The organism is Pseudoalteromonas ardens (assembly GCF_030125445.1).
Lineage (GTDB): Bacteria > Pseudomonadota > Gammaproteobacteria > Enterobacterales > Alteromonadaceae > Pseudoalteromonas > Pseudoalteromonas ardens.
Genome location: NZ_JASJUV010000001.1, coordinates 592,169 through 616,305 on the forward strand (window position 1 = coordinate 592,169; position 24,137 = coordinate 616,305).

The following is a 24,137-nucleotide window of genomic DNA, read 5'->3' on the forward strand; positions in this document are numbered from 1 at the left end:
CTTCGGGCTAAGATGTTTTTAGGCTGGCTTTTCATCCTTCATCACCGCCACCAGAAGTGCCGGCAAAAAGGTCAGGCTGAGTAGCGTTGAAACCAGAATACCACTGAGTACGATAATACCTACGCCACGATACAGCTCGGTACCCTCACCCGGTATAAGCACCAGAGGCGCAAGACCAAAGATGGTGGTGGTGGTTGACATCAGTATCGGCCTCAGACGTTTTGCAACAGCCTGCTGAACTGCTTCTTTGACCTTCAGTCCCTGTTCCATGACGTAGCGTCGGGTCTGATCGACAATCAGGATTGGGTTGTTCACCACAGTACCCAGTAAGATCAAAAAGCCCAGCATAGTGATCATGTCAAATGGCTGGTGGAAGGCACTGAGGCCCATTGCCGACAAGGTGCTATTGATGCCGTTAACGGTCACTAACCCTAACAATCCCCCGGCCATACCCAGAGGCACAGTGGCCAGAATAAACAGTGGATAGCGCCAGTGTGTGAAAATAGCCACAAGCAGCAGGTAGCTCAGCACCAGCGCAATGACAAAGTTGCCAGAGAGCGACGTCTTGGTTGCTTCCAGCTGGTCCGCTGCGCCACTGATGTTAACCTTAATGCCCTGAGCAATCTTGCCCTGTTGCCAGAGGTTAGGTAACAGTTGCTGACGCACTATTTGCTCGGCTGTTTCCAGCGCGACGTCTCTCGGTGGAATGATGTAAACAGTGACGGTTCGGTTGCCATCAACGCGACGCACCGAATTACTGTTTTTACTTTCTACCAGATCGGCCAGCGCGTTAAGCGGCAGTACTTGTCCGTTAGGCGTGATGATCGGTGTTGTCGATAGTTGCTCTATGGTTTGGCGATTGCCAGCGCCACTGAACAGGAACATGTCAACTTTGTCATCATTGAGGATGAACTCATCAACATACGCACCATCACTCATTGCGGCTACCGCATAACCAAAGTCGCGGTTATCGAGCTCCAGTTCTGCCAGGCGTGCCCAGCGCGGCTGGATCTCTATCAGCGGCTGGTCGAGCGTCAGTGATCTGGGGTCTGAGTTAATTTGTGGCTTGTCGAACAGCTTGTCTGCTTCTGCATATACTGCTTCTGCGGCGCTGTACAAGTCTGTGATATTTGCACCGGCAATATCCACAGCCACGGCCCGTGTACCGCCGTCATTGCTGGAAATGATAGACCCTCTGGCCGAGAAAGCGCGCATGCCCTCGTAGCTTCTGAACTTGTCTGTGATGGCACTCATCATCTGATTAATGTGTTCCGGCTCTACCGGTGCACTTAAGAACCAGATCCGTCCAACCGATACTGACATGGCGTAGTATTCAAGCGGTGGCATGTCTGTATTACCCGCCAGAAAATCACTGCTGTCTGCCTGCACATAGTCATCAAAATAGGCGCGCAGTTCAGTACCAATTTTTTCCATTTCGGTCAGGTTATAATTGGGCGGCGCTATCATCATAGAGAAGGCTTTAGGCTCCTCTCCTTCTGGCAAGTATTCGGCGGCAGGCATTAACGTGGTTGCCAGGCCCATGATCACGATAATGAAAGCGGCACTGGCAATGCGTGCCTGGGTGGTGCTGCGGGTAAACAGCTGCGACAATTTCAACCAGTAGCTGCCCAGTTCAACCTGACGTTTTTCTTCCAGGTCTTGCTTTTTGCCAAAATTCGCCAGCGCGACCGGCACCACAAAAATAGCGACAAGCATGGAAGCTATGATGGCACCTGAAATGGCAATCGCAATGTCAGAGTAGAGCTGACCGGCTTCTTGTTGCACAAATAAAATAGGCGCGAATACCAGCACTGTGGTTGCGGTTGATGCCAATACCGCAGGCCAGACTTCTTTTACGCCATTAATGGCGGCTACGCGTCGGCTGATCCCTTCACGTTTGGCCTGAACGATAGACTCTAACACTACAATGGTGTTGTCTACTGTCATCCCGATGGCAAAGGCAACCCCAGCCAGAGAGATTACATTAATGGTTCGGCCAAAGCTCATCAGGGCAAAAAACGCGGCGATGGTACACAGTGGGATCCCCATTACACCAACCAGGGTTGCCCGTCCTGAGCGCAGGAAGAAGTACATGACCAGAGTAGCCAGCAGTGCACCTAACGCCAGGTTGGTCCAGACGTTTTCAAGTGAGCTTTTCACGTAGCGTACATCGTCGCTAAGCAAGGTCAGCTCCAGCCCGTTTTGTGCCAGTAATTGTTGGTTAATTTCTTCAACCACCGGGAGCATCTGCTCTTTGATGTCGAGCACATTTGAGCCGCTTTCGCGACGTACCGACAAGCGTAAAGTACGCTCGCCATTTGAATAAGACACACCTCGGGTTTCGAAGTGATCCAGCGTTACATTGGCAACATCTTTAAGCAATACATTGGCGTTGCCGTCGCGTTTAATGATGAGGTTTTCCAGTTCACTGAGTTGCTCAAAACGGCCAATTACTCGCAGCAGATAGCGGCTTTCACCACTTTCTATGTCACCGCCTGAGGTATCCCGGTTACGGTCGCGGATCACGGTTCTGACATCGCTCAGGCTTATACCACGCTGTGCAAGACGTGCCGCATCAACCTTAATCTGGATCTGCCGTTGTGCACCGCCACCAATGCGCACTTCGGAGACGCCTGTGACACTTTCCATTCGAGGCCGAATATAGTCCTCTGCGTAGTCCCGCAGTAGGTCCATGTCTAACTGTAATGGGTTACCTGGTTGTGGCTTGAGCAGGAAGAACATAAAGGCATTGCTGGAAAAGGAGCTGGAAAATAGCCTAGGCTGGTCGACGTTTTCCGGATAGGCGGGTACCTGGCTGAGCGCATTGTTTACCCGAATAAGGGCGTCGTTAACCTCAACACCAAAGGGGAACTCCAGCTCTATGGTGGCTTCGCCCATTTCGGCAAACGAGATCATGCGTTGCAGGTTCGGTAAACTGCGCAGATAGCGCTCCTGCTCTATCAGGATCTCTTTTTCCACATCTTGTGGTGTTGCACCAGGCCAGCCCGTTTGTACTGTAATCGTTCTGACTTCCAGGTCCGGGATCATCTGCACGGGAATGTTGAGCGCTGAAACCAGGCCCAAAATGGTGGTGATCAGCACCACCACGGCCACCAAAGTGCCGCGTTTTACCGCTGATTCTATCATTGTAGGTTACCTGCCCTGGCGCTGATTTGCAGTTGTGTGCCTTCTTTTAACAGCTCAATGCCTGTGGTGATTACTGACTCATTACCTGTCAGGCCGGTTACTGCAACATAGTCTGGTCGTGAATCCGTGATAGTGACCATTTTTCGTTTGGCTGTGTTGTTGTCGGCAATAAACACGCTGCTGCCGCCATCCGGATGTTGCTTTACGGCCTTTTTAGGGATCCAGACCGCACCGTCTTGTGCGTTTAGCAACAGATCTGCCTGGGCCGACATGCCTGGGGTAAATTGAGCATGGACCGCCATGGTATCGGTCAAATCTATATGTGCCGTAAAGGTTCTGCTGGACGGATCCGTGACGGCTACAATGCGGCTTACCTCTGCCTTGATGGGCTTAGCTGCGTTAATATCGGGCGTGACCATAACCGGAAGGTTAGGCGTTGAGCGCAACAGCGGGAAGTACTCCTGTGGCACATTAACCACAATTCGTAAGTCCGATTCTGCGACCAGAGTAAACAGCTGATTGCCCGGAGTGACCCATTCGCCCATGTCCACAGAGCGTTGTCCAATCACGCCTGTAAAGGGGGCATACAGGGTGTGACGATTGAGTCTTTCCTGGGCCAGCGCCACCAGAGCCTGTTGCTTGATTTGTTCTGCTTTGGCATTGGCCAGTGTGGCGGTGCGCTCGCCAATCAGCGTTTGTGCGACACTTTGCTTTTTGGAAAGGGCTTCCACTTCATCGAGTAATCGCTGTGCTTCCTGAACCGATATTTTTGCCGCCTGTGCCCCAGCTCGTGCCTGCGCCAGGTTCAGTTCGGCCAGTGTGGCATCCAGTTTTAACAGTGGCTCGCCCTGAGTGACGTTGTCACCCACGTCAACGAGCAAAGTTTGCACCAGCCCAGACTCCTGGCTGGCCAGTTGTGCATGGTGTCTGGCTTCTACAGAGCCGCTGAGGGTCATCACCCTGGGTTGCTTTGTTGCACTGGGTGTATAAACCTCAACTTGTGTGGTTTGCGCTGCGCCCGTGTGGCTGTATAACAACACGGTGGTGAGCAGTATAACGCTTGCGATAACGCGTGCGGAAATATGCATATAAGCCTCTAATGATAATAGTTTTCATTTAATTCTATGGGTCTTTTAACCAACAAGCATGTGATTTGCGATTAAACATGAGATTTTTGCTATTTATGGGTTACTTGCCTCCTTTGAGGGCTCGGCTGATTTTGCAGACTGCTCCGGCGCTGAAAAGCGATTTGTCCATGAGCAGGTCGGTAGCCCTACATTTGAAGGAACAAAAACAAACAAAATGTATAAAGTGAAGCACGAACAAGTGTGTGTTGTGGGCAATGCATTGGCGCCTGACGGCATGCGTTATTATTTGTATAAGATTGGACCCTTCGATCGTTATATCGCTGTACATATCGGGCTGAGCGGATACGTGCAGATGCACGGCCCGTTTAAACCTGAGTGATCTGTTACCAGGTAATCGCAGAACCATCATAGCTATAAAACCCTCCGCTGTCTGATGCCTGTTTGCTCTGTATTAGATCAGTCAGGCTCTGTGCCACGAAATCGGCAGAAAAAAGCTTTCCGGGCGGCACATTTTTCTGAAAAGGCACTGATAAAGCGGTATCGGTTGTACCGGGGTGGAAAGCCAGTACGCAGCAATTAGGTAGTTTATAACGCCATTCAATACTGATGGTTTTGAGCGCCATGTTCAGCGCCGCTTTGGCACTGCGGTAACTGATCCATCCACCCAGCTGATTATCTGAAATGCTTCCGATCCGGGCTGACAGAGCAACGAAGTAAGTCGGGCGTTTTGCTTTCAGTGCTTTTGCAAAGTGCTTGGCCAATAACAGCGTTGGTAGCGTATTGGCTTTGAGATTGTCGTTAAAAAAGTCAGGGTCAAACTCCTGAATAGACTTCTCTGGGAGCTTGTCGGGCGTGTGCAGCAGTCCGGTGGCATTAATGAGCACATCGACCTTAGGCAGTTGCGCAGCCAATGCTCTGACGTTATCTTCCTGGCTTACATCGAGGTGGAACCATTGGACGTTTTGCGGTGTTGTATCGGGTCTGGAGGTTCGGTAGGTCGCGTATATCTGGGCTTCGGGTTGCTCACTGGCATAGCGATTAACCAGTGCACGCCCTATGCCGCCTGATCCGCCTACAATCAGTATGATCATTTGCTTTCCCCTGCGCTGATTACTCTAATTTATTGCCTTTATTAAACGGACATTCCCGAGAATTGGATCTGTACAATGAGATCCGGTTTTTACTAACTCAGCCAGTATGGCTGGTATCTGTTATGCCTGTCAGTCTTCAGATCGTTATTTTACTAACTGGAGTATTCTACTGGATCACGCATTAACTAACGTTATCGTCATCCAGATCAAAGTATTACTAACTTACCCCTGCTCAGATCACGAATTTACTAACAGTAAAGGCATTTTGGCAGGTTTCTGACCACAGGGTCGGTATTGTTGGCAGTTGTGGCTATATTTAGGTGCTCAATTGGCGAGTAAATCAAGTTTATGGTAGTCATAGATCATCATTTTACTAACTACTTGATAAAGTGAACCGTCTTGAGATCAGTAATTTACTAAGTGATTTTGTCTTCAGATCGTAATTTTACCAACTGAGAAGCGCTATTTTGGGTCAGAGATCATCATTTTACTAACGCTTGAAGTACACAGCGTCACACAGAGCAGGTTTTTTACTAAGAGCCGGGTGAATCTGAAGTGGGTGAGAGAAATACGAGTGGGATTTTTAAGCAAGTTGGTAAATTTTTGCTCCAATAGGTTGGGAAATATACCGAGTTGTCGAATCTATGTGTTTGATCTATAGATTTAAAAGGGGCTGAATCTGGCTCAGCCCCTGACTCTTATATAGAGGCAAGCACAACCGCGATGAGTGTGGTTGCAGGGAGTAGGTAAAATAATGATCTCACCCAGCTAGGCCGGAAGGACAGTACGACTGCCAGCAGTAAAACGGCGAGGGCCATCTGGCCGCAGAACATCAGACTGCCGTAACCAACGGCCTGGCTAATATCGACAGCCAGAGTTAGTAAAAGCATGATCCAGGCTGCAAGCAGATATCGTTTACTCTGAATCTGGTCGGGTCTTGTCCCAAATACCGCTTTATAGTGCGGTGTTTTAGCCAGCGCAAAGGCCGTAAAGCTGGACAGGCACAGTAAGGTTGCAATCAGGTACATCATGCAGCACGCTCCCTGCGGGCACGTTGCGGCCGAGCCTGTCGGGCAAACTGAAGTTTTTTACTTTGCCAGAAGAACACCGCTGCGGCTAACAGAGCCAGTATATCGAACATGGCCAGTGACCACTGACCACTGCTAATGTAACGGGCTAAATTCCCCTGTGTTGTAAGTGCATTGCACAGCGGCAGCATGAGCCAGACAAAGGCATTGGCGAGTGCCAGGGTACGCCAGCCTTGGGCATTTCGCCACTTAGCGGCAAACAGCATTGTCGCAGCCCAGGTCAGGAAAAATGCAAGCACTTCCTGATCGGCACGGCCACTATTGCTGACAGGCAGTAGTCGATTGGCGTAGAAGAATGCCGCTGTAGCTAGTGGCAGACCCATGATGGCTGCCAGGTTAAGCGATTCGACCAGTTTAAGGCCAAAGCTGGCTGGCTGAGTGGGTTTTTGACGTTCTCGGATCCGTTTAGCCCACATAACGCAACCACTGGCAATCATAGCGCAGCCTGCCAGGCCACACAGAAAGTACAACCATCGCAAGCCAGGAGAGGCCAGACGTCCGGTATGCATGGCAATCATACCGCCATATAATTGCGCTGCAGTGCTGTCTTCGAGGTGCACAGTGTTCAGTAGTTCACCTGTTTGGCCTGAATACAGCCAGACTGCTTGCTCGTCTTTTATTTCACTGCGGTTAGCACCGTAAATCTTCATTATTGCCGCTGCATCCCGAGGGTGATCTATGATGATGCGCGAAATGGGTTGTTCTGGCCAGTTAGTAAAAAAGTGATCTAACGACTGTGCAAAAGCGGGAGCGGTCAGTGTCTGGTTGCTGAGCTGAGGACGCTGTCGTTCCGGATAGAACTCTTTTCTGAATTCTTTTACCCCATCGTCATACACCGTTTGCGCCGGATACGGGAAAAGCGTAAAAATAAGCGTGATCAGTCCGGTGTAGGTGATCATCAGATGAAATGGCAAAGCCAGCACTGAGCTTAGGTTATGTCCATCCAGCCAACTGCGGCTGCCCTTGCCTGCCCTGAACTGGAACATATCCTTGAAAATACGTTTGTGGATCACAATGCCTGAAACCAGCGCAACCAGCATAAACAGGCTCGCCAGACACACTATCCAGCGCGCTGTCGTACGGTCCATATAATGTAAGTCAAAATGCAAACGATAAAAAAAGCTCCCGCCTTTTGATTCTCTCGGTGTTACAGGTTCTTTGCTATCGGCCGCTAAGTTATGGTTGACCCAACTGGCTTTTTCGCCTGGCTCCGCATAGGGCAGGTGCGAGACGCGCAGTAGCGAGTTGCGCTCAGACGGTAGACTAATCCACCACCTTGCTGCGTCAGGCGCTTCTGTGTTCAGGCGTTCAAAGCCGTAATCCAGTAGCGCTTGTTGTGAGCTCTGAACTTCAATGCTGTGGGGGTGCAGTTCTGGCTTGCTCCACAATGTAATTTCCTGGCGGAAAAAGCTTAACGTGCCTGCAAAAAACACCAGCCACAACAGCCAGCAAAAAAGTAATCCGACCCAGGTATGGAGCCAGGTCATAGAACGAAAAAAACTGTCTTTCATTATTATCCTCTTAACATCAGGATCAGCAGCCATTGCACTGTTGCAAGCAGCAGTAAACCACCACAGAGGAAGCGGAGTGATTTTGTTGCGAATACAGCGATAAAAATAAGGCAGTGGATGAGTACACTCAGGCACACGCTGAATAGCACAGCATCCACTTTGGAGACCGGTAACAACAAACTCATCAGGCTGATAGAAAGCGCGGTGCATGCATACCCTCCGAAAATAGCGAGAGCAAACCGGGTGACAACGTTTATGCGATAGGCTGTAAAGTAAGCAAAGTAGGGCGATAGCGACATACTTGTTCTTTGATCAAAAATAGGGAGGCGAATTATCACTGAATCGCGCTATAAATAACAGTAATTATCATTAGCAAATGCGTTAAATGTACAAATATTAATGCCAAAAGGAATATCAAATTCCTGTTGGATTAAGCTTTGGATATTTAGTGACCGCACTTGTGCACTCTTTTATTGGGTTACAGACTGATATACTTACCTGGGTTTATTGCGTTGTGAGGAGAATATAAACGTGAATATCATTGAGCGTGTCCGGCAATGCACCCTATGTCGGGGACAGTTGCCTTTCGAACCCAGACCGGTGATCCAGGGGTTGCCAGCAGCGAAAATTCTGATTGCCGGTCAGGCCCCCAGCTTGAGTGTGCAAAAAACCGGCAAACCGTTTAACGATGCCAGTGGTAAACGGCTTAGAGAATGGTTAGGGGTCACTGAGGCTCAGTTTTATGATCCAACCTTATTCGCGATTATACCTATGGCTTTTTGTTATCCCGGTAAGGGCAAGTCTGGCGACTTACCGCCACCCAAAATCTGCGCGCAGACATGGCGGGCGCCTTTGCTTGAGGTATTTAATAACATTGAGTTAACTATTTTGATTGGCCAATATGCACAAAGCTATCATATAGCTGATTTTGTTAGTGTGTCTCAAGCGGTGACTGAATGGAGGACTGGTTTACCGGGGCAAATTGCACTGCCACATCCCAGCCCACGTAATCAACTATGGGTTCGAAAACGTCCCTGGTTTGAGGCTGAAGTATTACCTGTATTAAGAACTCGAGTTCGGGAGGTGTTGTTGTCTTTTTAAACCGTCGAACCCCAGTGTTTATAAGCCCTAAGACAGCATTATGTAAATAATTAGAAAATGAATTAACTCATATGGGTTGCTATTTGGTACTGTATCGCTCATAATTTGGGGTGAGTTAGAATTACAAATTTTAACAAATTACATTCAAAGGATTTGAACATGTTATATCGAATTTCGGGTTGGTCAGCTATCGTTCTCTCCCTGCTGGCATTATACCCAAGCTATCAAACAGGTGCGCTGTCCGTTATCGGATTTTACCTTGGTTTATTCGCACTGATCCTCTCCTCTTTTGCCAGTCACACCGGAAACCTCTTTTATTACCGCAGTGTATTTGTATTTTCTGTGTTAAATGTTTTCTTTGTAAATGATGGCACGTGTGTGATGTTATTAGCTGAGAATAATGACTGGGTGTATATCGGTTCTATGTATGGGATCTTTATTGTCATAAGTAGTATATGTGGTTTTCTGGTTAATAAAGACAGCTTTTTGATGAATATGGCGCCTAAAGTCAAGCGCGTGCGGTAACGCGTGCGATAACACATGTACTAATTACTTAATACAGCGCTGGTTTACAAAACGATCGAAGACTTATACACTTGTGGTGGTTTTTAAAACAGCTGCACTGATAATACAAATTCGCAAGGAGCGGTGAAGAGTGTTTGTCATAAATATCACGTACACCGTTGAACTTGAAGAAGTCGATGCGCATTTACCTGCTCATATACAGTTTTTACAGCAATATTATCAGCAAGGTGTGTTTTTAGCGTCTGGCAAAAAGGTTCCCAGAACTGGGGGAATGATTTTCGCTACCGCAAAAAACCAAACTGAATTAGAAGCAATTCTACACAACGACCCTTTTTACCTCGCCGGACTGGCGAATTACGAGATCACAGAAATTGAAGTAAGCAAGACTGCCAGTGGTTTATCACAACTGCTAACCCTTTGAATCAGCATTATTGTAATGCTGAATACACACTATGACTGAACGTCCATTGAGGATGTGCATTTGTGGTGGTATAGCAAAGTGACCACGCGCCAGTTTTGATGCTTTGATATCAATTCAAGCTTACGTATTCTTTCTACTCTGCATGATATCTCCGCGGCTTTTTATGTCAGCCTGACTTTGACTGCGTTTTGGTTACTCTGTTTACAACTGCCACTTTGCTGCAATTTAACGGATTGCTATAAACGGAGAATATTATGCCCAGACTAAACAATAAAATTGCCCTGATCACAGGTGCTGCACGTGGTATTGGCGCTGCGGTTGCGACATGCTTTATTGAGCAAGGTGCGACCGTGATCATTACAGACAAAAATGCCGAAGAGGCGCAAAAACTATGCGACACACTCGGCGATCGCGCGTATTTCCATCTGCTCGATGTATCTGAGGAGTCGCATTGGCAAGCCGTTGAAGCCTTTGTACAAACCGAATTCGGTCGGCTGGATATTTTGGTGAATAATGCAGGTATAACGGGATTTTTGGAAACCGCGGGACCTCATGACCCTGAACACTTAGACTTAGCAAGCTGGCATACTGTGCAACGCACCAACAGTGATGGCGTTGCGCTTGGTTGCAAATATGGGATCCGGCTTATGAAAGCATCTCAGGCTGCGAGTATCGTCAATATCTCCTCTCGTTCCGGTTTGGTAGGGATCCCGGCCGCAGCAGCTTATGCAGCGAGCAAGGCTGCAGTACGTAATCACAGCAAATCGGTAGCCCTGTATTGTGCTCAACAAGGCTACCCTATTCGTTGTAACTCTGTTCATCCAGGCGCCATTTTAACACCTATGTGGGATGCCATGTTGGGCGAAGGGGAAGCTCGGGAAGCCGCAATTGCTGGTATTGCTGCCGATATTCCGCTTGGACACATGGGCAGTGCTATGGATGTGGCCTATGCGGTGCTTTATCTGGCCTCAGATGAGTCCGCTTATGTGACAGGAATTGAACTGAATATTGATGGTGGGATCCTGGCTGGCAGTAGTGCCGCGCCTAAATCAAGTTAAGCTATATCAAACCTGGCCGGTATAATCCTGATACCGGCTTTTGTCCGGCGGATTAGTTTGCTAAGCTCAAATGAACAGATGTCGCAATCACAAGGAGTTTGAGCCTATGTATTGGGGTTTAATTGTTGTTTTTATTGTGCTGGCTTTTTGGCTTCACAATCGCTATAGCTCCAGCTCAGAGGATTATCCAGCACTGGAGACTGACCCAAATGATCCTTTGCTGCTCCAGGCTGTGGCAGAGGCCAAAGCGTCATTAGATGAATTCAAATCCCTGTATCGTCAGTTTCCTAAGGACGCTTTTGTTAAACTCGACTTTGAAAGCGATTGTGGTGTTTCTGAACACCTTGGTGCACACGTTGAAGGGATAAAAGGCGATGAGATCAGTGTCTTTCTGGTCACGCCACCTGTCACGCATCAGGGTAAACTTGCGCATAATTACACTTGCCACTTCGATGACATAGAGGACTGGCAGATCACAGATAAAGAGGGCAACATTTATGGCGGATTTACGCAGCGCGCCATGTTTGCGATCGCTGAACGTGAAGGCGTGGAGTTGCCTCGTGAGCTACAGGAAATGCAGGGCAAATACGTTTAACGTTGTGCCCTCGTGCTATTACTAGCGTGTCATTCAAAAAGCACTCACTCCTTTAAGGCTGTTTCCATCGCTGTCTTTCACATGAGTGATAGCGATGGAAAAAACTATTTGATGTAGTTATATAGAGCACTTTTGTACGTTGAATTAAGGCTGTTCGGCAAATGCTCTGAGTTCATCACCTGTCAGGCGATAAATGATCCACTCGTCCTGAGGTTTGGCACCAATGCTGTTGTAGAAATCGATCGCTGGCTTGTTCCAGTCGAGTACTACCCATTCAAAACGACCACAGTCTTTTTCGATGGCCAGTTGAGCCAGAAACTTCATCAGTGCTTTCCCTGCGCCCTGCCCGCGCTGATCCTGAGCAACATACAAATCTTCCAGATACAGACCGTATTTACCAAGCCAGGTCGAATAATTAAAGAAATACACGGCAAAACCAATGGCCTCGCCCTCTTGCTCGCAGATCAGGGCATGGGCGCGTACATCGTCGCCAAATAGTTTTTGCTCAATATCCGCGACTGTATTGAGTACTGCGTCTGGCTCTTTCTCATAGATGGCTAGTTCATTGATAAAATGTAATATTGTTGCTGCATCGTCTTTTTGTGCGTGGCGGATTGTAATACTCATCGGCTGTTTCTTTCCAAAGTTGACATGATGGTTACTCAGTGTAAGCTCAATTAATAAATGAATAAAGTGCATAGATTGCACAGGCTAGATGCATATTATTAATGAAACATTTGCCGAATTTGGATCTTAATCTGCTTAAACTGTTTGCTGCTCTTTATCAGAATGGCTCGGTTACACTCTCTGCCGAGCAGCTGAATCTCAGTCAGTCTGCGTGTAGTCACGCACTGACCCGGCTTAGGGAGCGCCTGGGTGATGAACTGTTTGTGCGGGTGAATAATCGTATGCTGGCAACCGCGCATGCACATCGACTGGCAAAGACTGTGTTGCCGGCGTTGCAGATGTTGGAGGGGGGGCTGCAAGAAGCCAGCCCGTTTGATGCAAATGAACCTCATACGCTAACGATCGCGGTGACGGATTACACTGCCTGGTGTCTGCGGCCTTTTGTGGCTCATTTAGTTAGCCTGTTTGAAAATCTGGATATCCGTTTTGTTCAGCTTGAAGAACGTATTGCAGAGCAAGCTCTGAAAGACGGAAGTCTGGATCTGGTATGCGGGTTTGCCCATCAGCAGGAGTTTTCTGAGAGTCTGACCCAGCTTAGCTGGTTTGAGGATGCCTACGTGACAGCGCGTTGTCAGTCTCACCCGTGCAAAAAACAACTAGATCTGAGCACTTTTATTGCATATCCGCATATTTTGATTGCGCCATGGAACGAGCGTCGGGGGATAGTCGACAGAGCACTGGCAAAAATTAAGAAATCCAGAACCATTGCAGTGACAACCCCACATGTGTTGGTGGCACCAACGTTGCTGCCAGAGAGTGATATGTTGCTGACTATGCCCAGGCGTTATGCCTTGCAGGTGTGTGACAGATTAAACCTTCAGTTACAGCCGCCGCCGCTCCCGGTGCCTGACTACCAGTTAAAGTTGTACTGGCACCGCACGCGCAAGCGCGATCCTAAAATTGGCTGGTTTATTACTCAGTTCTGTGACTTTCATAAGCTAGACCATAACGAAACCAAGTTAGTAAAATAGTGATCTGTTAGCTGACGTCGTGAATACCGATATGCTCACTAAGGTATCTAATTTAGATTATATAATTCAAAGTGTTAATCCAGATCAGAATTTTACCATATCGGCAGCATGAGTACGCATATAGTCACATATAAAGTCGACGCTGAGTTTAATATTCGGGAGCTGATATTTGGCGTGTTGATATACCAGGTTTATTTCTACTGTGTGTGCCTTACCGGGTGACAATTTTAGGTGCTGTGCAACGGGTGTTACTACGCTTTTTAGGTGTGCGGGGAGCAGCCAGTCGGGGGCTAGTAACAGGCCTTCACCCTGAGCGAGCGCATCCAGTAAGGTAGTACTGTCATTGCTGATCAGAACGGGTTGAGTAGACACCGGCTGCCAGTCATCTTGCTCGTGCACCCACCAAGGGACGAGGGCCGTTTTACTGCGAAACATGATTGTCGGACAAAGACAGAGCTGATCAACAGACCAATTGGTGGTGCCAAATTGAGTATTTAGTCGATCAGCCAGTTGGGTGTGCGCCCACAGTGTAAAGCCACTGCGAATGAGCGGTTTGGCGATGAGACGGGCATCGTCGATCGGTCCGCCCCTGATTGCCAGGTCGACAGAGTCTTTCCCGAAGAGCGCATATTCATTGGTATAGTCGAGGTCGAGCAAAATGTTTGGAAATTGCTGGCGAAAACGCCTAAATAAGGGCACCAGCAGCGCCTTTGACAGACCGGGAGGCGCACTGACTTTTAGCGTGCCGCTCGGGTTATCAAAGCTCTGTGAGATCAGCTCATCGGCGTAGGTCAGCTTACTGAGGATCTCATCAATATGTTGGTAGTAGATTTGCCCTAATTCAGTAATACTGACGTGGCGAGTCGTTCGTTTGATCAGCTCGATCCCCAGCGACGCTTCGAGATCTTTAATACGCCTAGACACGGAAGAAGCGGGCACCGAGAATTCCTCGGCAACAGCGCTGAAACTATTCAATTCAACAACACGCTTAAAATAACGCAGTGCTCTGAGTTTATCCATTGTGATCCAAGATGCCTTTTATCCCTGATAATCTAGTTTATTTTTGTCAAAAAGACAAAACTGATTTGTGGCTGATGTACTTTTTCGTATGCCATCTTCGCGCAATAATATCTGAAATTTTCAAAGATATTTAGTTATTACAATGACAAAACAAGTGCTTATTATCAAATCGAGCCCGGCAAACGAATTTTCTGTATCCAGTGAGATAGCTGATTATTTGCAATCACAATTGCAAAATAAGAATGAAAGATTGGCTTTCACAGTGCGCGATCTGAGCCAGACGCCTGCCCCAGTTTATGATAATCAAATCCTCAATAGCTTTTATGGTGATCAGGATGCACTCACGGCAGAGCAAACTGCGGTTGCACAGCCATCATTGCTTTATATTGATGAACTAAAACAGGCTGACATCATTGTCTTTGCATCTCCCATGCATAATTTCAGTGTGACGAGTTTGATGAAAAATTACATCGATCAGATCTGTCGTTTTGGTTTGACCTTTTCTTATTCAGAGCAGGGTCCGAAGGGCTTGTTGGAGGGTAAACAGGCCGTCATAATTGCCAGTGCGGGAGCTGACATGTCGATGCCCGAAATGCATGCCATTGATTTTCAGGTACCCTATCTCAAACAGGTGCTCGGTTTTATTGGTATAGCAGACATTGATGTGATCACCGCATATGGGATCAGTATGCCGCATATTGGCAGTGAGGTGGCGACCAGACAGGCGAAAGTCCAGGTGGACCACTGGGTGAATGCTATCGCCTGAATCTATATAAGCCAGCAATAATTATGTTAAATTAAACCTTGCTGGCTTATATCTGAGCAATGCTCGCTTTAAGCGCTTTGTTTGTTTTGCGCCTTGACGTATTTTTTTACTTTTTTCATGGCCATTTGACGCTTGAGTGGCGACAGGTAATCGATAAACAAGTTGCCCGATAAGTGATCGATTTCGTGTTGCATAACAATGGCCAGAAACTCATCGCTATGCACAGTAACAGACTCTCCATTGCGGTCGAGCGCTGAGACAGTGACGTCAGTGTAGCGTTCAACATTGGCAAAATAATCAGGTACAGATAAACAGCCCTCCTGCCCCATTGCTTTGTTACTGCCACTTACTACTTCAGGATTGACGAGGATCAGTGGATCGTTGCGTTCGTCTGATATGTCAATGATCACAATCGCTTCTTCGCGGCCAACCTGAGTTGCTGCCAGTCCAATACCGTTGCTGGTTGCGTACAGGGTGTCGAGCATGTCGTCAATCAGGGTTTGGACTGACGCGATGTCGGTTACCGGTTTAGCTGTTACGCGTAATCTGGGATCAGGTGTGGTTAGAATTTCTAAAATTGCCATCTTGTTATTGTTATATCTCTATGAAAAATAGAAGTTTAATACTTAATACAAGGCAAAGCTAGCGAAACGCATGCGTTTCGCTTACTGTTGATGAGCCTGGCGGTATTGCGAAGGAGACAGAGTTTCAAACTGGTTCCAGATGCGACGAAAATGACGTGCACTGCTGTATCCACAGGCATCAGCGATGGCCTCTATTTGGATATTGCTCCTCGACAGGAGTGCTTTAGCATGGGCAACTTTAATTCCACTTACATATTCACCGGGGGTAATCCCGAGGTTTTGCTTGAACAACCTGCTTAGCTGGCGTACTGACAGATGGGCCGCACTTGCCAGTGTTTGCAAGCTGTGTGGGCTGCTTATCTGGCCGCACACTAAATCTTGTACCTGATGTAAAGCTCGGTGCATATGGTTACGATGGCAGAGCCAGGGGCTGAGCTGAGGATCTTGTCCACTGCGACGAAAGTACACCAGCATCTCTCTGGCAACCCGTGCTGCAATGTGTTCTCCGAATAATACGGAGACAAAGTGCAGTGTCATATCGATACCGGAGCTGATGCCTGCACTGCTGAATAGCTTACCATCCTGGACAAAAATGCGATTATCAGCAACTTTACAGGCCCGAAATGCACTACGAAAACGCTCAATGAGCGCGAAGTGTGTGGTGCAGGCTTTGTTCTCCATTAACCCGGCTTTAGCTGCCAGCACAGCCCCTGAGCAAATAGACAAGATATATGGGTCATATCTGGCCTGATCTTTTAGCCATTGTTGGGTGCGTAAACCAGCCGGATTGTTGTAGGTTACAAAGGCGTCCTTGCAGCCTGGTAATATGACCACGTCGGTTGCATCCAGCTTGGCAGGTAAGGGCCTGAGTTGATGTAACCTCAGACCACCATCCATAATTTGTGCGTCTTCGGCACTGACATAATGTATGTCGATGGACTGTCCTGCGCGCTGTGCTTCAAGCAACACCTGTAATGGTCCTGCAAGATCAAGTGGTAAGGTGTCATTGAGCAGCACAAAATAAAATTGTCTGGGTGTTGGCATGGTCATGTGTGTTTTTCCCGGTGGTATTATGCCAGATAGTCGCGTGTTCGATGAACGGTTGCAAACCGCTCTGCCAGCACCAGTTCTGTCCGGTTTTTTATGTCTTCCGAACTAATAAGTTTCCCACTGGGCTTATGTTGCATATCAAAGGTTAAAGTGGCATCAGTCACAAATTCAACGTCAAACCCCAGGTCGCTGGCTATACGTGCCGTCGTTTCGCAGCATTGTTCCGTTCGAATACCTGAAATTACAACGCAATCTATCTTAGCTCGCTTCAGCCACGTAGCCAATCCCGTATCGGTAAAGGCATTATGTACCGATTTATAAAAAGTTTTATCAAACTGAGTTTCCAAAAATGCCATAGGTTTAACAAACCCCGACGCCGGATTGAAGGGACTGTCAGCGATGTCTTCCCGACTGTGAAGAATTTTTACTACTTTCCCCTGGTTGCGCTGGAATGCTCCAATCAACTGGGTCAAATTATGCTGAAAATCGGGGATATCACGTACAGACCAGTAAGGTGTGTGATAGAAGGAATCCTGAGTGTCGATAACCAGTAGTGCTTTATTCATAGGTTGTTTTCCTGTTGGTGTATTGAGTGTGTTTGTTGAGATTAGTGTAGGGGGTTGGCGCGCAGGAAAAGAGACGAATTACAGACATAGATGGGACCTATCTGGCCTTTAGTAAGTTGGGTGTTGGGTCTGGGGGCTGAACAAAAAAACAGTCCAGTGTTGACAGGTGTTTAAAATGTATATACGTTGTATATACATAAGGGCTTCAGAAATGCCCTCTTGCAGGAAGCAAAGCATGGCAAACAATAAAGATGCACAATTAATTGTGCGTATTAATAAAGCGCAAAGAGATGAGTTTGTTGCCCTGTGCAATGAGCTCGATACATCTTCTTCCCGCGAAATTAGAAAGTTTATTAAGCGGTTTGTGAAAAAACACAAGCCAGGGCAAGAGAAACCGGTCAAAGGAGATCAGGATGGCTAAGAAAGTTGATGTTAAAAAGCTAAAGAAAGAAGTACAGAAACGTACTGGTAAAATCGCAAAACATGAAGCGAAAATCAAAAAGCTGAAAAAAGCGATCAAAAAAGCGAATTAATCGCGAAAAAAGGCAACCACAGGTTGCCTTTTTCTTTTCAGAGTTTGGCCTTACTTCGTAATCTGTAAAGCCCCTTTACAAACTGACATTAAAAGCGGCAATAACCTGGCGCATTGTCATGGAATACCCACCTTCTCTTTGCTTCCCAGATACAGTGATTAGGATCCTGAACAACCCGTGTTTTAGTGGTATGCTCGGTGCGATCCAGATCCCACCATAAGTAAGATGCGGGGCAAGCGACATGGCCATCATAGCTGGTAGTGACGCTGTTCGGTGCCCCCTGATTTGGATAATCGGTATAAAAATGGCAAATGGTCACGGGGTAAGTTTGTTCAACCGAACAGTTCTTTACATAGTAGGTCTCCCAATAGCCGCATTCATCTGAGGCGCTTACTGTGCCAGATAGAATAACCATGGCGAGAGGTATTAGTACTTTTTTCATAACTTTGTCCTTTATTTTCCTTGAAAGAATCCTTCCTGCTAAGGTACCGCTCGATCCCTAATAGAAAGTCCGGCGTATCAATGATATGAATGCCCTCAGTAGAGCGTCTGTGAAGTTAAGTTGTTTGCCTCCTAGCTCCGTTTATGAAGCTGTTAAGTTGGTAAGCGAGTTCAGCCAGATCAGTACCAATATTAAAACGCCCGCGCAGTTTGCCTTCTGGACCAATTAAATAAAGCATGGTGGAATGGGCAACCTGGTAATTGCCCGAATTTGCGGTAACCTGAAATTGCGCACCGACACTGCGAGCCAGCAATTTCAGTTGTTCTGTATGGCCCGTAACCCCTATAAAAGAGTCGCTAAAATAGCGTACATACTTGTGTAGTTCAGGTGCAGGATCTCGTTTCGGGTCGACGGATACAAACACATACGCCAATGTTCCTTCGGTGGAGCGTGTTGTTAAGTGTGTTTCCAGAGACGCTAGCCGGGACAGTGCCGTTGGGCAAATATCCGGACAATGTGTGAACCCGAAGATGACGATTGTCCATTGCCCGAGTAGTGCGTGTTGATCAAATGTGCCGTGTACACTGTGTAACTCAAAAGGGCTCAGGTGTCGCTTTGTTTTTTGCATAATTTGCTGCGTGACGACAGATTGAGCTGGTTGGGCGACTGGGAGCAGCATACCCAACCCTAAGCCGAACAACAGCGTCGACAGTACTGCGTACTTGCTATGCATCAACTTGCTCCTTTCTTACCTGCCAGCACAGCCATAGTCCCAGCAAAGCGGGCAAAGTGACGCCCGTAAAATCAATGAGCAGAAAAATGGGCCCGCAGATCCCGACCAGCACTTCCCAAAAGTGAAATAACGCATGACAGATTAACCACAAGGTAGGAAACAGCCATATCTGAAAACGGTAGCGAGTATAAAAAGCGCCGTAGCTAAATGCCCCGCCAATCAGCATATACAACATACCGATATCGCGAATAAAATGCTGATTATAAAAGCCCCGATCGGGCACACCGGGCACACTCCAGTACCACTGCTGTGGATAGAAGAGCATAAATATGCCATTTGCCAGCGCCGCCAACCCCAACAAAACAGCAATGGATGTGGTGATTTTTTTGCGCATAACATTACCCTGTGACTGCACTGTTTTTATCTGTTGGAGTCAGTGTTTGCTCGTTCACGACGACACGGCTGCACGCTTTACCATGCCCAAGAGTATATTTTAGTGCCGGGTAGACACGACATGAGCTGATGCTAAAGGCAATGGCGATCAGCCCCTTATCTCCCCACTTTGAACGGATATGTGGACGAATATCATCAGCACCGGGATTGTGGGCCAGAACCAGGTCGGTAAACTCCACGATTTGCGCCAGTTCATCAGGCAGTGCTGCAAGGTCCTTATTGATAATTGCACTGACCTGAGTGGCGGGCACGCCGGCTTCCAGTGCCATATTGACCAGCAGTTGAGTGCAGGGGCCGCAGTCGTCCCACAAAATGGCGCGCAATTTGGCTGCATACAAGGGGGCGGCAGGTAAACCGCCACGATAATCTGCCATGGACTGAAATTTCAGATATTTAAAAAAAGCGCTCAGATCCGCAGACAGCACATCCTGCATATAGGTGACGTCGTAGTCGTACTTTTTCTGCATCGAAATGAGCATTTTGTTCAGTATGTATTTGATCATCGGATACTCCTTGTGGTTTGGTAATCTTGTTCAGGCGTTGTGGCTAGTTGAGATTGCGCGAGCCTGGGGGTTTTTAGTGGCCCGAGCAGCATTCCCAGGCTGAGGGCAAGTAGTGCAGCAAAGGTGCCCAACATCGTGGTGAAGACATCGCTGTTGAGTAACGCGGAACCGAGCAGCGGCCCGGATGCCATTCCTACACTGGATACTACCGCTGCGAAGGAAGAGAGTTGCCCTGAGCTGTCCAGCTCTGCCGTCACTGCAAGCAAATAGGCGTGTACCGCTGGCCAGGCAAAAAACAGCAGGGCCAGTGCAAGCGCGTAGATCAAGTCAAAGTGTGCGAAGCAAAGCAGTAAGGCAGCTATGGCTGAAAGTGAAATACCGCCACTTAAGCAGACTGCGCGGTGTGCCCTGTTTGGATTGAGTATGGGTAATAACGCGCCACCTAGCCCCAGTAAGCCCGTCATTGCAATCGTCTGACTGGTCTGTTGCTGTGACATCCCTGCCGCCAGCCCAATTTGACCTGCATAGGCCCAGATCCCACTCGCTGCAACCAGATAGAGCAGCATCGCCAGCAGTAACTGGCTGCTCTTGGCTGATAGCTGCAAGCGTTTTGTCTGCTGTTTGGTGTGAGTTTGGGCCGGTAATGCGGGTAACAAGGGCAAACATAACAGGGCCAGGCACACCAAACCCGCCATGGTGTAAAACACCGCGTAGTCACCCAGCAAGGCTTCAAGCAGCGGTATGGCATAGATAATCATTGAGCCGATACTAAACTGAATCAACAGTAATGCGCCGAACGCTCTGTCGGGGTTACTTAAACGCGCGAGTGTGGCAAATGACACACCTACGCTAAACCCGCCTAGTACACCGGCGATAAATCGCCAGACTAATAAACTAGTGTAAGTGCTCCATGCAGCGGTACAGAGTTCCATAATGCACAATGCGAGGAAGGTGATGAGTAAAGCTTGCTTCCAAGCAATATGGCGAACCACAAAGATGGCGCAGATACTGCCCAGTAATGCACCATAGCCGTTGCTAGCTACCAGTGTGCCGGCTTGTTGTGGGGAAAAACCAATGCCGCCTGCCAGCGCGTCCACGACCGCAGGTAAAAAGTTAAGGTAGGCCAGCCCGGCCATGGCAACGAATGCCAGGCAAAAATAACTGACCCATGAGTTTGCTGCACTGTTTGTAGTACGATTTAACATAGTCTGTCGCCTCCTGAGTATCTTTGCGGATACTTTAAGTGGCTGCGAGAGGTTGAAAAACCACAGTTCTGGCCATTTAGTCGTGAATACTATTCATGAATAATTGCTGATATAGTGCCTGTATCTAAGGTGTTTACCCAAATCACAGGACTGACTATCATGGATAAACTGAGATCGCTGACCTTGTTCCTGGCAACTTGTGAAGAGCAGAGTTTTGCGGCTGCGGCGCGGGTTTGCAATACCGACCCTTCCACCATCAGTAAAGCCGTGAGCCGACTGGAAGCTGAGCTCGGGGTGACTTTATTCCAGCGCTCCACCCGGCAACTGAAGATCACGGCGGCCGGGCGCCACTATGCACAAACCGTGCGTTCAAGCATTCTGGCATTGTCCAGCTGTGAAGATGAACTCAGGCAGCTCAATGATGCCCCCAGAGGGCGGCTACGCGTCAATTCAGCGGTGTGTTATGGACATTTGTATTTGCGTCCTTTGCTCAAAGCGTTTTGTCAGCGTTACCCGGAAATCACACTGGAACTATCCCTTGATGATATGCATGTGGATATTATTGAGCAGGACATTGATGTGGCATTACGCACCGGCTTTGTCAAAGACAGCCGTCTGGTTGCGCGCTGCCTGAGTCCGATGGATTTTGTGGTCTGTGCGTCACCGGACTATCTTAAGCAGCACGACATGCCTGTTAGTCTGGACGATTTCAACGGACATTCTTGGATAGGCTTTAAAATAAAAGAAACACAGCAGCTGCAACCGATTTTTTTGCCAGATGCAGACGGCGTTTATCAACTCTGTGAGCTACATCGCACGCATATTACGGATGATGGTGAAGCCATGGCCCAATTGTGTGCTGATGGCTTCGGGTTCGCTCAGTTGCCGCATTTTCTCGCCAAAGCAGGACTCAAAAGCGGGGCTTTGGTATCGCTTTACCCCGCGTTCAGAGCACCTATGCCAGACAGCGGGGTGTTTGCGATTTACCCAAAACGCGCCTATTTGCCTGCCAGAGTACGGGTATTCCTGGATTTCCTGGTTACCGCTTTGGAAGCACAACAAGAAACACCAACCCATACCTGGGCGCAGCACTGGCCGCCGCATGTGCAATTTGATTGATCAGCCGAATAGGGGCGCACAGTTCCCCTGTGAGCGGATCTCCTGGAGTTGCTGGGTTAGGTGGGTGTACATCCTTTCAAAGGCAAAATTGCCCATACTGATCCGTTTCACCCCAAGTGCACTAAGCGTGTCAAAATTGGTCAGATCTGGCATTGCCATGACATTCAGGGGTAACTGACAAGTCTCAGTGATGGCCTGAATATCTGCTTGTTGGGTAATACAGGGTAAGAACAAACCATCGGCGCCTGCCTGTTGATACTTATGTGCCCGATGCAAGGCTTCCTCGCGCGCGTTGTCGAGACCCAGTAAGAAGGCATCGCAGCGCACATTAATAAAGATATTAGTCTGCTGAGTGGCCAACTCATGACGTACGGCCTTTAACCGTGCCGCAAATTCATTAGCATCGATTAAGGTGCGGGTTGTATTTACCTGGCTGTCTTCGAGATTAACTCCGACCACACCCAGTTGCGCAAGTTGTTGAATGTGCTTTGCTATTGTCTGTGGATCACGGCTGTAACCGGATTCAATATCAACACTTAAAGGTAAGTCGGTGGCACGGCTGATCCGAGTGACCATAAAAAGTAGTTCGTCGAAAGACATTTGTTCGCCGTCGTCGTAGCCCAGTACGCTGGCAACGGCTGCGCTGGAAGTCCCCAGTGCCTGATATCCCGCTTGCTGAGCTGCTTTGGCACTGGCGGCGTCCCAGACATTGGCCAGTAAAAACGGGCTTGTTTGTTGGTGTAATTGTTTGAATGCTTGCATATTATCTCGCTGATATTATCACTGTTTTGTGGTCACTATAGTGCGGTTACCCGGTTCCAAAGACCAACGATAAAAATCGACTTATACTATAAGCTCAGCTTATAATGCTTTTTGTCCTAGAATTCGGAAGTGCCCCCTATCGTGTTCAAAAATATCAATTTGCTGGTGACATTTGAGTGTGCGGCAAGACATCAGAGTTATAGTCTGGCCGCCGCTGAATTATGTATTTCGCAGGCCGCAGTCAGTCAGCAGATGCGGATGCTGGAGCGGCAGCTGGGGCAACGGTTATTTGTGCGAGTCGGCCGCCAAATGCAGTTGACTCAGGCCGGGTGTACGTTGGCAGAGCATACCGGACCGGCTTTAACTATGATCGGTCACGGTATTAATAGCCTGCGTCAGGAAGAGTTGGCGGGAGAGCTCAGCATTAGTTCTACACAGGCATTTAATACCTTGTGGCTGATGCCCAGATTGCAGGAGTTCGCCAGCTTGTATCCGCAGATCCGTATTCGTCTGCACTCTTCCGCGAGTTTTGAAGACTTGCGACACGCTCGTATTGATCTGGCAATTCGTTTCGGCACACAGGTCGAAAAGCACACCCCAACCACGCTGGCTTGTGAGTATTTTGGCGCTTCACCTGTGTTACCCGTATGCTCCGCGCAGCTGGCTGCATCTTTACCGCTCAAAACCCCGGCCGATCTGCTGGCTACCTGGCTGGTAACGTTGGAGCAGCCCGGTGCATATGACTGGCCAAGCTGGTTTGAGGCGCAACAGGTAGTAGATTATGTCGATCACCCACACTGGACCTATGTTAATAGCACGGATATGGCACTCAGCGCTGTGGCCAACGGCCATGGTGTTACCCTGGCTGTGCCATATCTGTTTCGCCGTCAGCTCGATAACGGTGAACTCGTTATTCCGTTTCAACTGCCCCACCCCAACCCGGTGAAACGCTATCTGGTTTACGACCCTAACTCCGCCCGGATAGCGCGCTTACAAACGTTTATGAACTGGTTAAAAGCGCAGGAGATATAGCGTTGTATGGGCTTTCGCCCAAGTAAAAATTGGCCATTTGCAGCCAGGCTTGAGCATATTAAAGCTACGGCTGTGATTGACTTGGG

28 protein-coding genes are annotated in these 24,137 nt (G+C 48.3%); 11 read left to right on the forward strand and 17 right to left on the reverse strand.

Annotated elements, in window-relative coordinates; genetic code table 11:
• Positions 1-18: 18 nt before the first annotated feature.
• Complete coding sequence (locus QNM19_RS02250) at positions 19-3,147, reverse strand: efflux RND transporter permease subunit (protein ID WP_284026261.1); 3,129 nt, start codon at positions 3,145-3,147, stop codon at positions 19-21.
• Entirely contained in the window at positions 3,144-4,235 is a 1,092-nt protein-coding gene (locus QNM19_RS02255; RefSeq protein ID WP_049865591.1) for an efflux RND transporter periplasmic adaptor subunit, read from the reverse strand. The genes QNM19_RS02250 and QNM19_RS02255 overlap by 4 nt, the downstream gene beginning before the upstream one ends.
• Positions 4,236-4,449: 214 nt before the next feature.
• Between QNM19_RS02255 and QNM19_RS02260 the strand changes: the two genes are divergently transcribed.
• Positions 4,450-4,614: a hypothetical protein gene (locus QNM19_RS02260; RefSeq protein WP_156202387.1), complete on the forward strand. Its 165-nt coding sequence runs from the start codon at positions 4,450-4,452 to the stop codon at positions 4,612-4,614.
• 4 nt (positions 4,615-4,618) lie between these two features.
• Here QNM19_RS02260 and QNM19_RS02265 read toward each other — a convergent pair whose 3' ends face one another.
• The 4 genes from QNM19_RS02265 to QNM19_RS02280 form a co-directional block, all read right to left on the reverse strand.
• Complete coding sequence (locus QNM19_RS02265; RefSeq protein WP_049865592.1) at positions 4,619-5,326, reverse strand: SDR family NAD(P)-dependent oxidoreductase; 708 nt, start codon at positions 5,324-5,326, stop codon at positions 4,619-4,621.
• 698 nt (positions 5,327-6,024) lie between these two features.
• The gene (locus QNM19_RS02270; RefSeq protein ID WP_049865593.1) at positions 6,025-6,357 is read right to left on the reverse strand and encodes a DUF3325 domain-containing protein; all 333 of its coding nucleotides are present in this window, start codon (positions 6,355-6,357) and stop codon (positions 6,025-6,027) included.
• Positions 6,354-7,925 (reverse strand): PepSY-associated TM helix domain-containing protein, encoded by a 1,572-nt coding sequence (locus tag QNM19_RS02275; protein WP_049865594.1) that lies wholly within the window; start codon positions 7,923-7,925, stop codon positions 6,354-6,356. The genes QNM19_RS02270 and QNM19_RS02275 overlap by 4 nt, the downstream gene beginning before the upstream one ends.
• A gap of 2 nt (positions 7,926-7,927) precedes the next feature.
• The gene (locus QNM19_RS02280; protein ID WP_010384457.1) at positions 7,928-8,224 is read right to left on the reverse strand and encodes a hypothetical protein; all 297 of its coding nucleotides are present in this window, start codon (positions 8,222-8,224) and stop codon (positions 7,928-7,930) included.
• Between the two features lie 232 nt (positions 8,225-8,456).
• Between QNM19_RS02280 and QNM19_RS02285 the strand changes: the two genes are divergently transcribed.
• From QNM19_RS02285 to QNM19_RS02305, 5 genes are all read left to right on the forward strand, one after another.
• Positions 8,457-9,026 (forward strand): uracil-DNA glycosylase family protein, encoded by a 570-nt coding sequence (locus QNM19_RS02285; RefSeq protein WP_284026262.1) that lies wholly within the window; start codon positions 8,457-8,459, stop codon positions 9,024-9,026.
• A gap of 159 nt (positions 9,027-9,185) precedes the next feature.
• Positions 9,186-9,551 carry a hypothetical protein gene (locus QNM19_RS02290; RefSeq protein WP_049865595.1) on the forward strand — a complete coding sequence of 122 codons (366 nt, stop codon included), beginning with the start codon at positions 9,186-9,188 and terminating at the stop codon, positions 9,549-9,551.
• Between the two features lie 130 nt (positions 9,552-9,681).
• Positions 9,682-9,972 carry a YciI family protein gene (locus tag QNM19_RS02295; protein ID WP_049865596.1) on the forward strand — a complete coding sequence of 97 codons (291 nt, stop codon included), beginning with the start codon at positions 9,682-9,684 and terminating at the stop codon, positions 9,970-9,972.
• Positions 9,973-10,226: 254 nt separating this feature from the next.
• Complete coding sequence (locus QNM19_RS02300) at positions 10,227-11,030, forward strand: SDR family oxidoreductase (protein WP_049865597.1); 804 nt, start codon at positions 10,227-10,229, stop codon at positions 11,028-11,030.
• A gap of 106 nt (positions 11,031-11,136) precedes the next feature.
• Positions 11,137-11,625 (forward strand): DUF2314 domain-containing protein, encoded by a 489-nt coding sequence (locus QNM19_RS02305; RefSeq protein ID WP_049865598.1) that lies wholly within the window; start codon positions 11,137-11,139, stop codon positions 11,623-11,625.
• Positions 11,626-11,769: 144 nt separating this feature from the next.
• On the opposite strand, the gene QNM19_RS02310 is transcribed toward QNM19_RS02305, so the two are convergent.
• Positions 11,770-12,252, reverse strand: a complete 483-nt coding sequence (locus QNM19_RS02310; RefSeq protein ID WP_049865601.1) for a GNAT family N-acetyltransferase — start codon at positions 12,250-12,252, stop codon at positions 11,770-11,772.
• A 101-nt stretch (positions 12,253-12,353) separates the two neighbouring features.
• On the opposite strand from QNM19_RS02310, the gene QNM19_RS02315 reads away from it, so the two are divergent.
• Positions 12,354-13,283, forward strand: coding sequence for a LysR family transcriptional regulator (locus tag QNM19_RS02315; RefSeq protein ID WP_049865599.1), 930 nt, complete (start codon positions 12,354-12,356; stop codon positions 13,281-13,283).
• 84 nt (positions 13,284-13,367) lie between these two features.
• Here the strand turns inward: QNM19_RS02315 and QNM19_RS02320 are convergent, their stop codons facing one another.
• Positions 13,368-14,303: a LysR family transcriptional regulator gene (locus tag QNM19_RS02320; protein WP_049865600.1), complete on the reverse strand. Its 936-nt coding sequence runs from the start codon at positions 14,301-14,303 to the stop codon at positions 13,368-13,370.
• 142 nt (positions 14,304-14,445) lie between these two features.
• Between QNM19_RS02320 and QNM19_RS02325 the strand changes: the two genes are divergently transcribed.
• Positions 14,446-15,069, forward strand: a complete 624-nt coding sequence (locus QNM19_RS02325; protein ID WP_284026263.1) for an FMN-dependent NADH-azoreductase — start codon at positions 14,446-14,448, stop codon at positions 15,067-15,069.
• Between the two features lie 68 nt (positions 15,070-15,137).
• Here the strand turns inward: QNM19_RS02325 and def are convergent, their stop codons facing one another.
• The 3 genes from def to QNM19_RS02340 all read right to left on the reverse strand — a co-directional run bounded on the left by def (position 15,138) and on the right by QNM19_RS02340 (position 17,269).
• Positions 15,138-15,653: a peptide deformylase gene (gene def, locus QNM19_RS02330; protein ID WP_049865336.1), complete on the reverse strand. Its 516-nt coding sequence runs from the start codon at positions 15,651-15,653 to the stop codon at positions 15,138-15,140.
• An 81-nt stretch (positions 15,654-15,734) separates the two neighbouring features.
• Positions 15,735-16,703, reverse strand: coding sequence for a GlxA family transcriptional regulator (locus tag QNM19_RS02335; RefSeq protein WP_049865335.1), 969 nt, complete (start codon positions 16,701-16,703; stop codon positions 15,735-15,737).
• Positions 16,704-16,723: 20 nt separating this feature from the next.
• Positions 16,724-17,269, reverse strand: a complete 546-nt coding sequence (locus QNM19_RS02340) for an isochorismatase family protein (protein ID WP_049865334.1) — start codon at positions 17,267-17,269, stop codon at positions 16,724-16,726.
• Positions 17,270-17,504: 235 nt separating this feature from the next.
• Between QNM19_RS02340 and QNM19_RS02345 the strand changes: the two genes are divergently transcribed.
• Complete coding sequence (locus QNM19_RS02345) at positions 17,505-17,690, forward strand: hypothetical protein (RefSeq protein ID WP_197094340.1); 186 nt, start codon at positions 17,505-17,507, stop codon at positions 17,688-17,690.
• A 200-nt stretch (positions 17,691-17,890) separates the two neighbouring features.
• On the opposite strand, the gene QNM19_RS02350 is transcribed toward QNM19_RS02345, so the two are convergent.
• The 5 genes from QNM19_RS02350 to QNM19_RS02370 all read right to left on the reverse strand — a co-directional run bounded on the left by QNM19_RS02350 (position 17,891) and on the right by QNM19_RS02370 (position 21,138).
• Complete coding sequence (locus QNM19_RS02350; RefSeq protein ID WP_156202357.1) at positions 17,891-18,244, reverse strand: hypothetical protein; 354 nt, start codon at positions 18,242-18,244, stop codon at positions 17,891-17,893.
• A gap of 115 nt (positions 18,245-18,359) precedes the next feature.
• Complete coding sequence (locus QNM19_RS02355) at positions 18,360-18,977, reverse strand: SCO family protein (protein WP_049865332.1); 618 nt, start codon at positions 18,975-18,977, stop codon at positions 18,360-18,362.
• The gene (locus tag QNM19_RS02360; protein WP_049865331.1) at positions 18,970-19,371 is read right to left on the reverse strand and encodes a hypothetical protein; all 402 of its coding nucleotides are present in this window, start codon (positions 19,369-19,371) and stop codon (positions 18,970-18,972) included. The genes QNM19_RS02355 and QNM19_RS02360 overlap by 8 nt, the downstream gene beginning before the upstream one ends.
• A 4-nt stretch (positions 19,372-19,375) precedes the next feature.
• On the reverse strand, positions 19,376-19,933 hold the full coding sequence (locus QNM19_RS02365) for a hypothetical protein (RefSeq protein WP_049865330.1): 558 nt from the start codon (positions 19,931-19,933) through the stop codon (positions 19,376-19,378).
• Positions 19,930-21,138 (reverse strand): MFS transporter, encoded by a 1,209-nt coding sequence (locus tag QNM19_RS02370; RefSeq protein ID WP_049865329.1) that lies wholly within the window; start codon positions 21,136-21,138, stop codon positions 19,930-19,932. Before QNM19_RS02370 ends, QNM19_RS02365 begins: the two co-directional genes overlap by 4 nt.
• A gap of 159 nt (positions 21,139-21,297) precedes the next feature.
• On the opposite strand from QNM19_RS02370, the gene QNM19_RS02375 reads away from it, so the two are divergent.
• On the forward strand, positions 21,298-22,257 hold the full coding sequence (locus tag QNM19_RS02375) for a LysR family transcriptional regulator (RefSeq protein ID WP_284026264.1): 960 nt from the start codon (positions 21,298-21,300) through the stop codon (positions 22,255-22,257).
• Here the strand turns inward: QNM19_RS02375 and QNM19_RS02380 are convergent, their stop codons facing one another.
• On the reverse strand, positions 22,258-23,019 hold the full coding sequence (locus QNM19_RS02380) for an isocitrate lyase/PEP mutase family protein (protein WP_049865328.1): 762 nt from the start codon (positions 23,017-23,019) through the stop codon (positions 22,258-22,260).
• A 141-nt stretch (positions 23,020-23,160) separates the two neighbouring features.
• Between QNM19_RS02380 and QNM19_RS02385 the strand changes: the two genes are divergently transcribed.
• A complete protein-coding gene (locus QNM19_RS02385) occupies positions 23,161-24,051 on the forward strand; it encodes a LysR substrate-binding domain-containing protein (RefSeq protein ID WP_049865327.1) in 891 nt (296 codons plus the stop codon).
• Positions 24,052-24,137 lie beyond the last annotated feature (86 nt).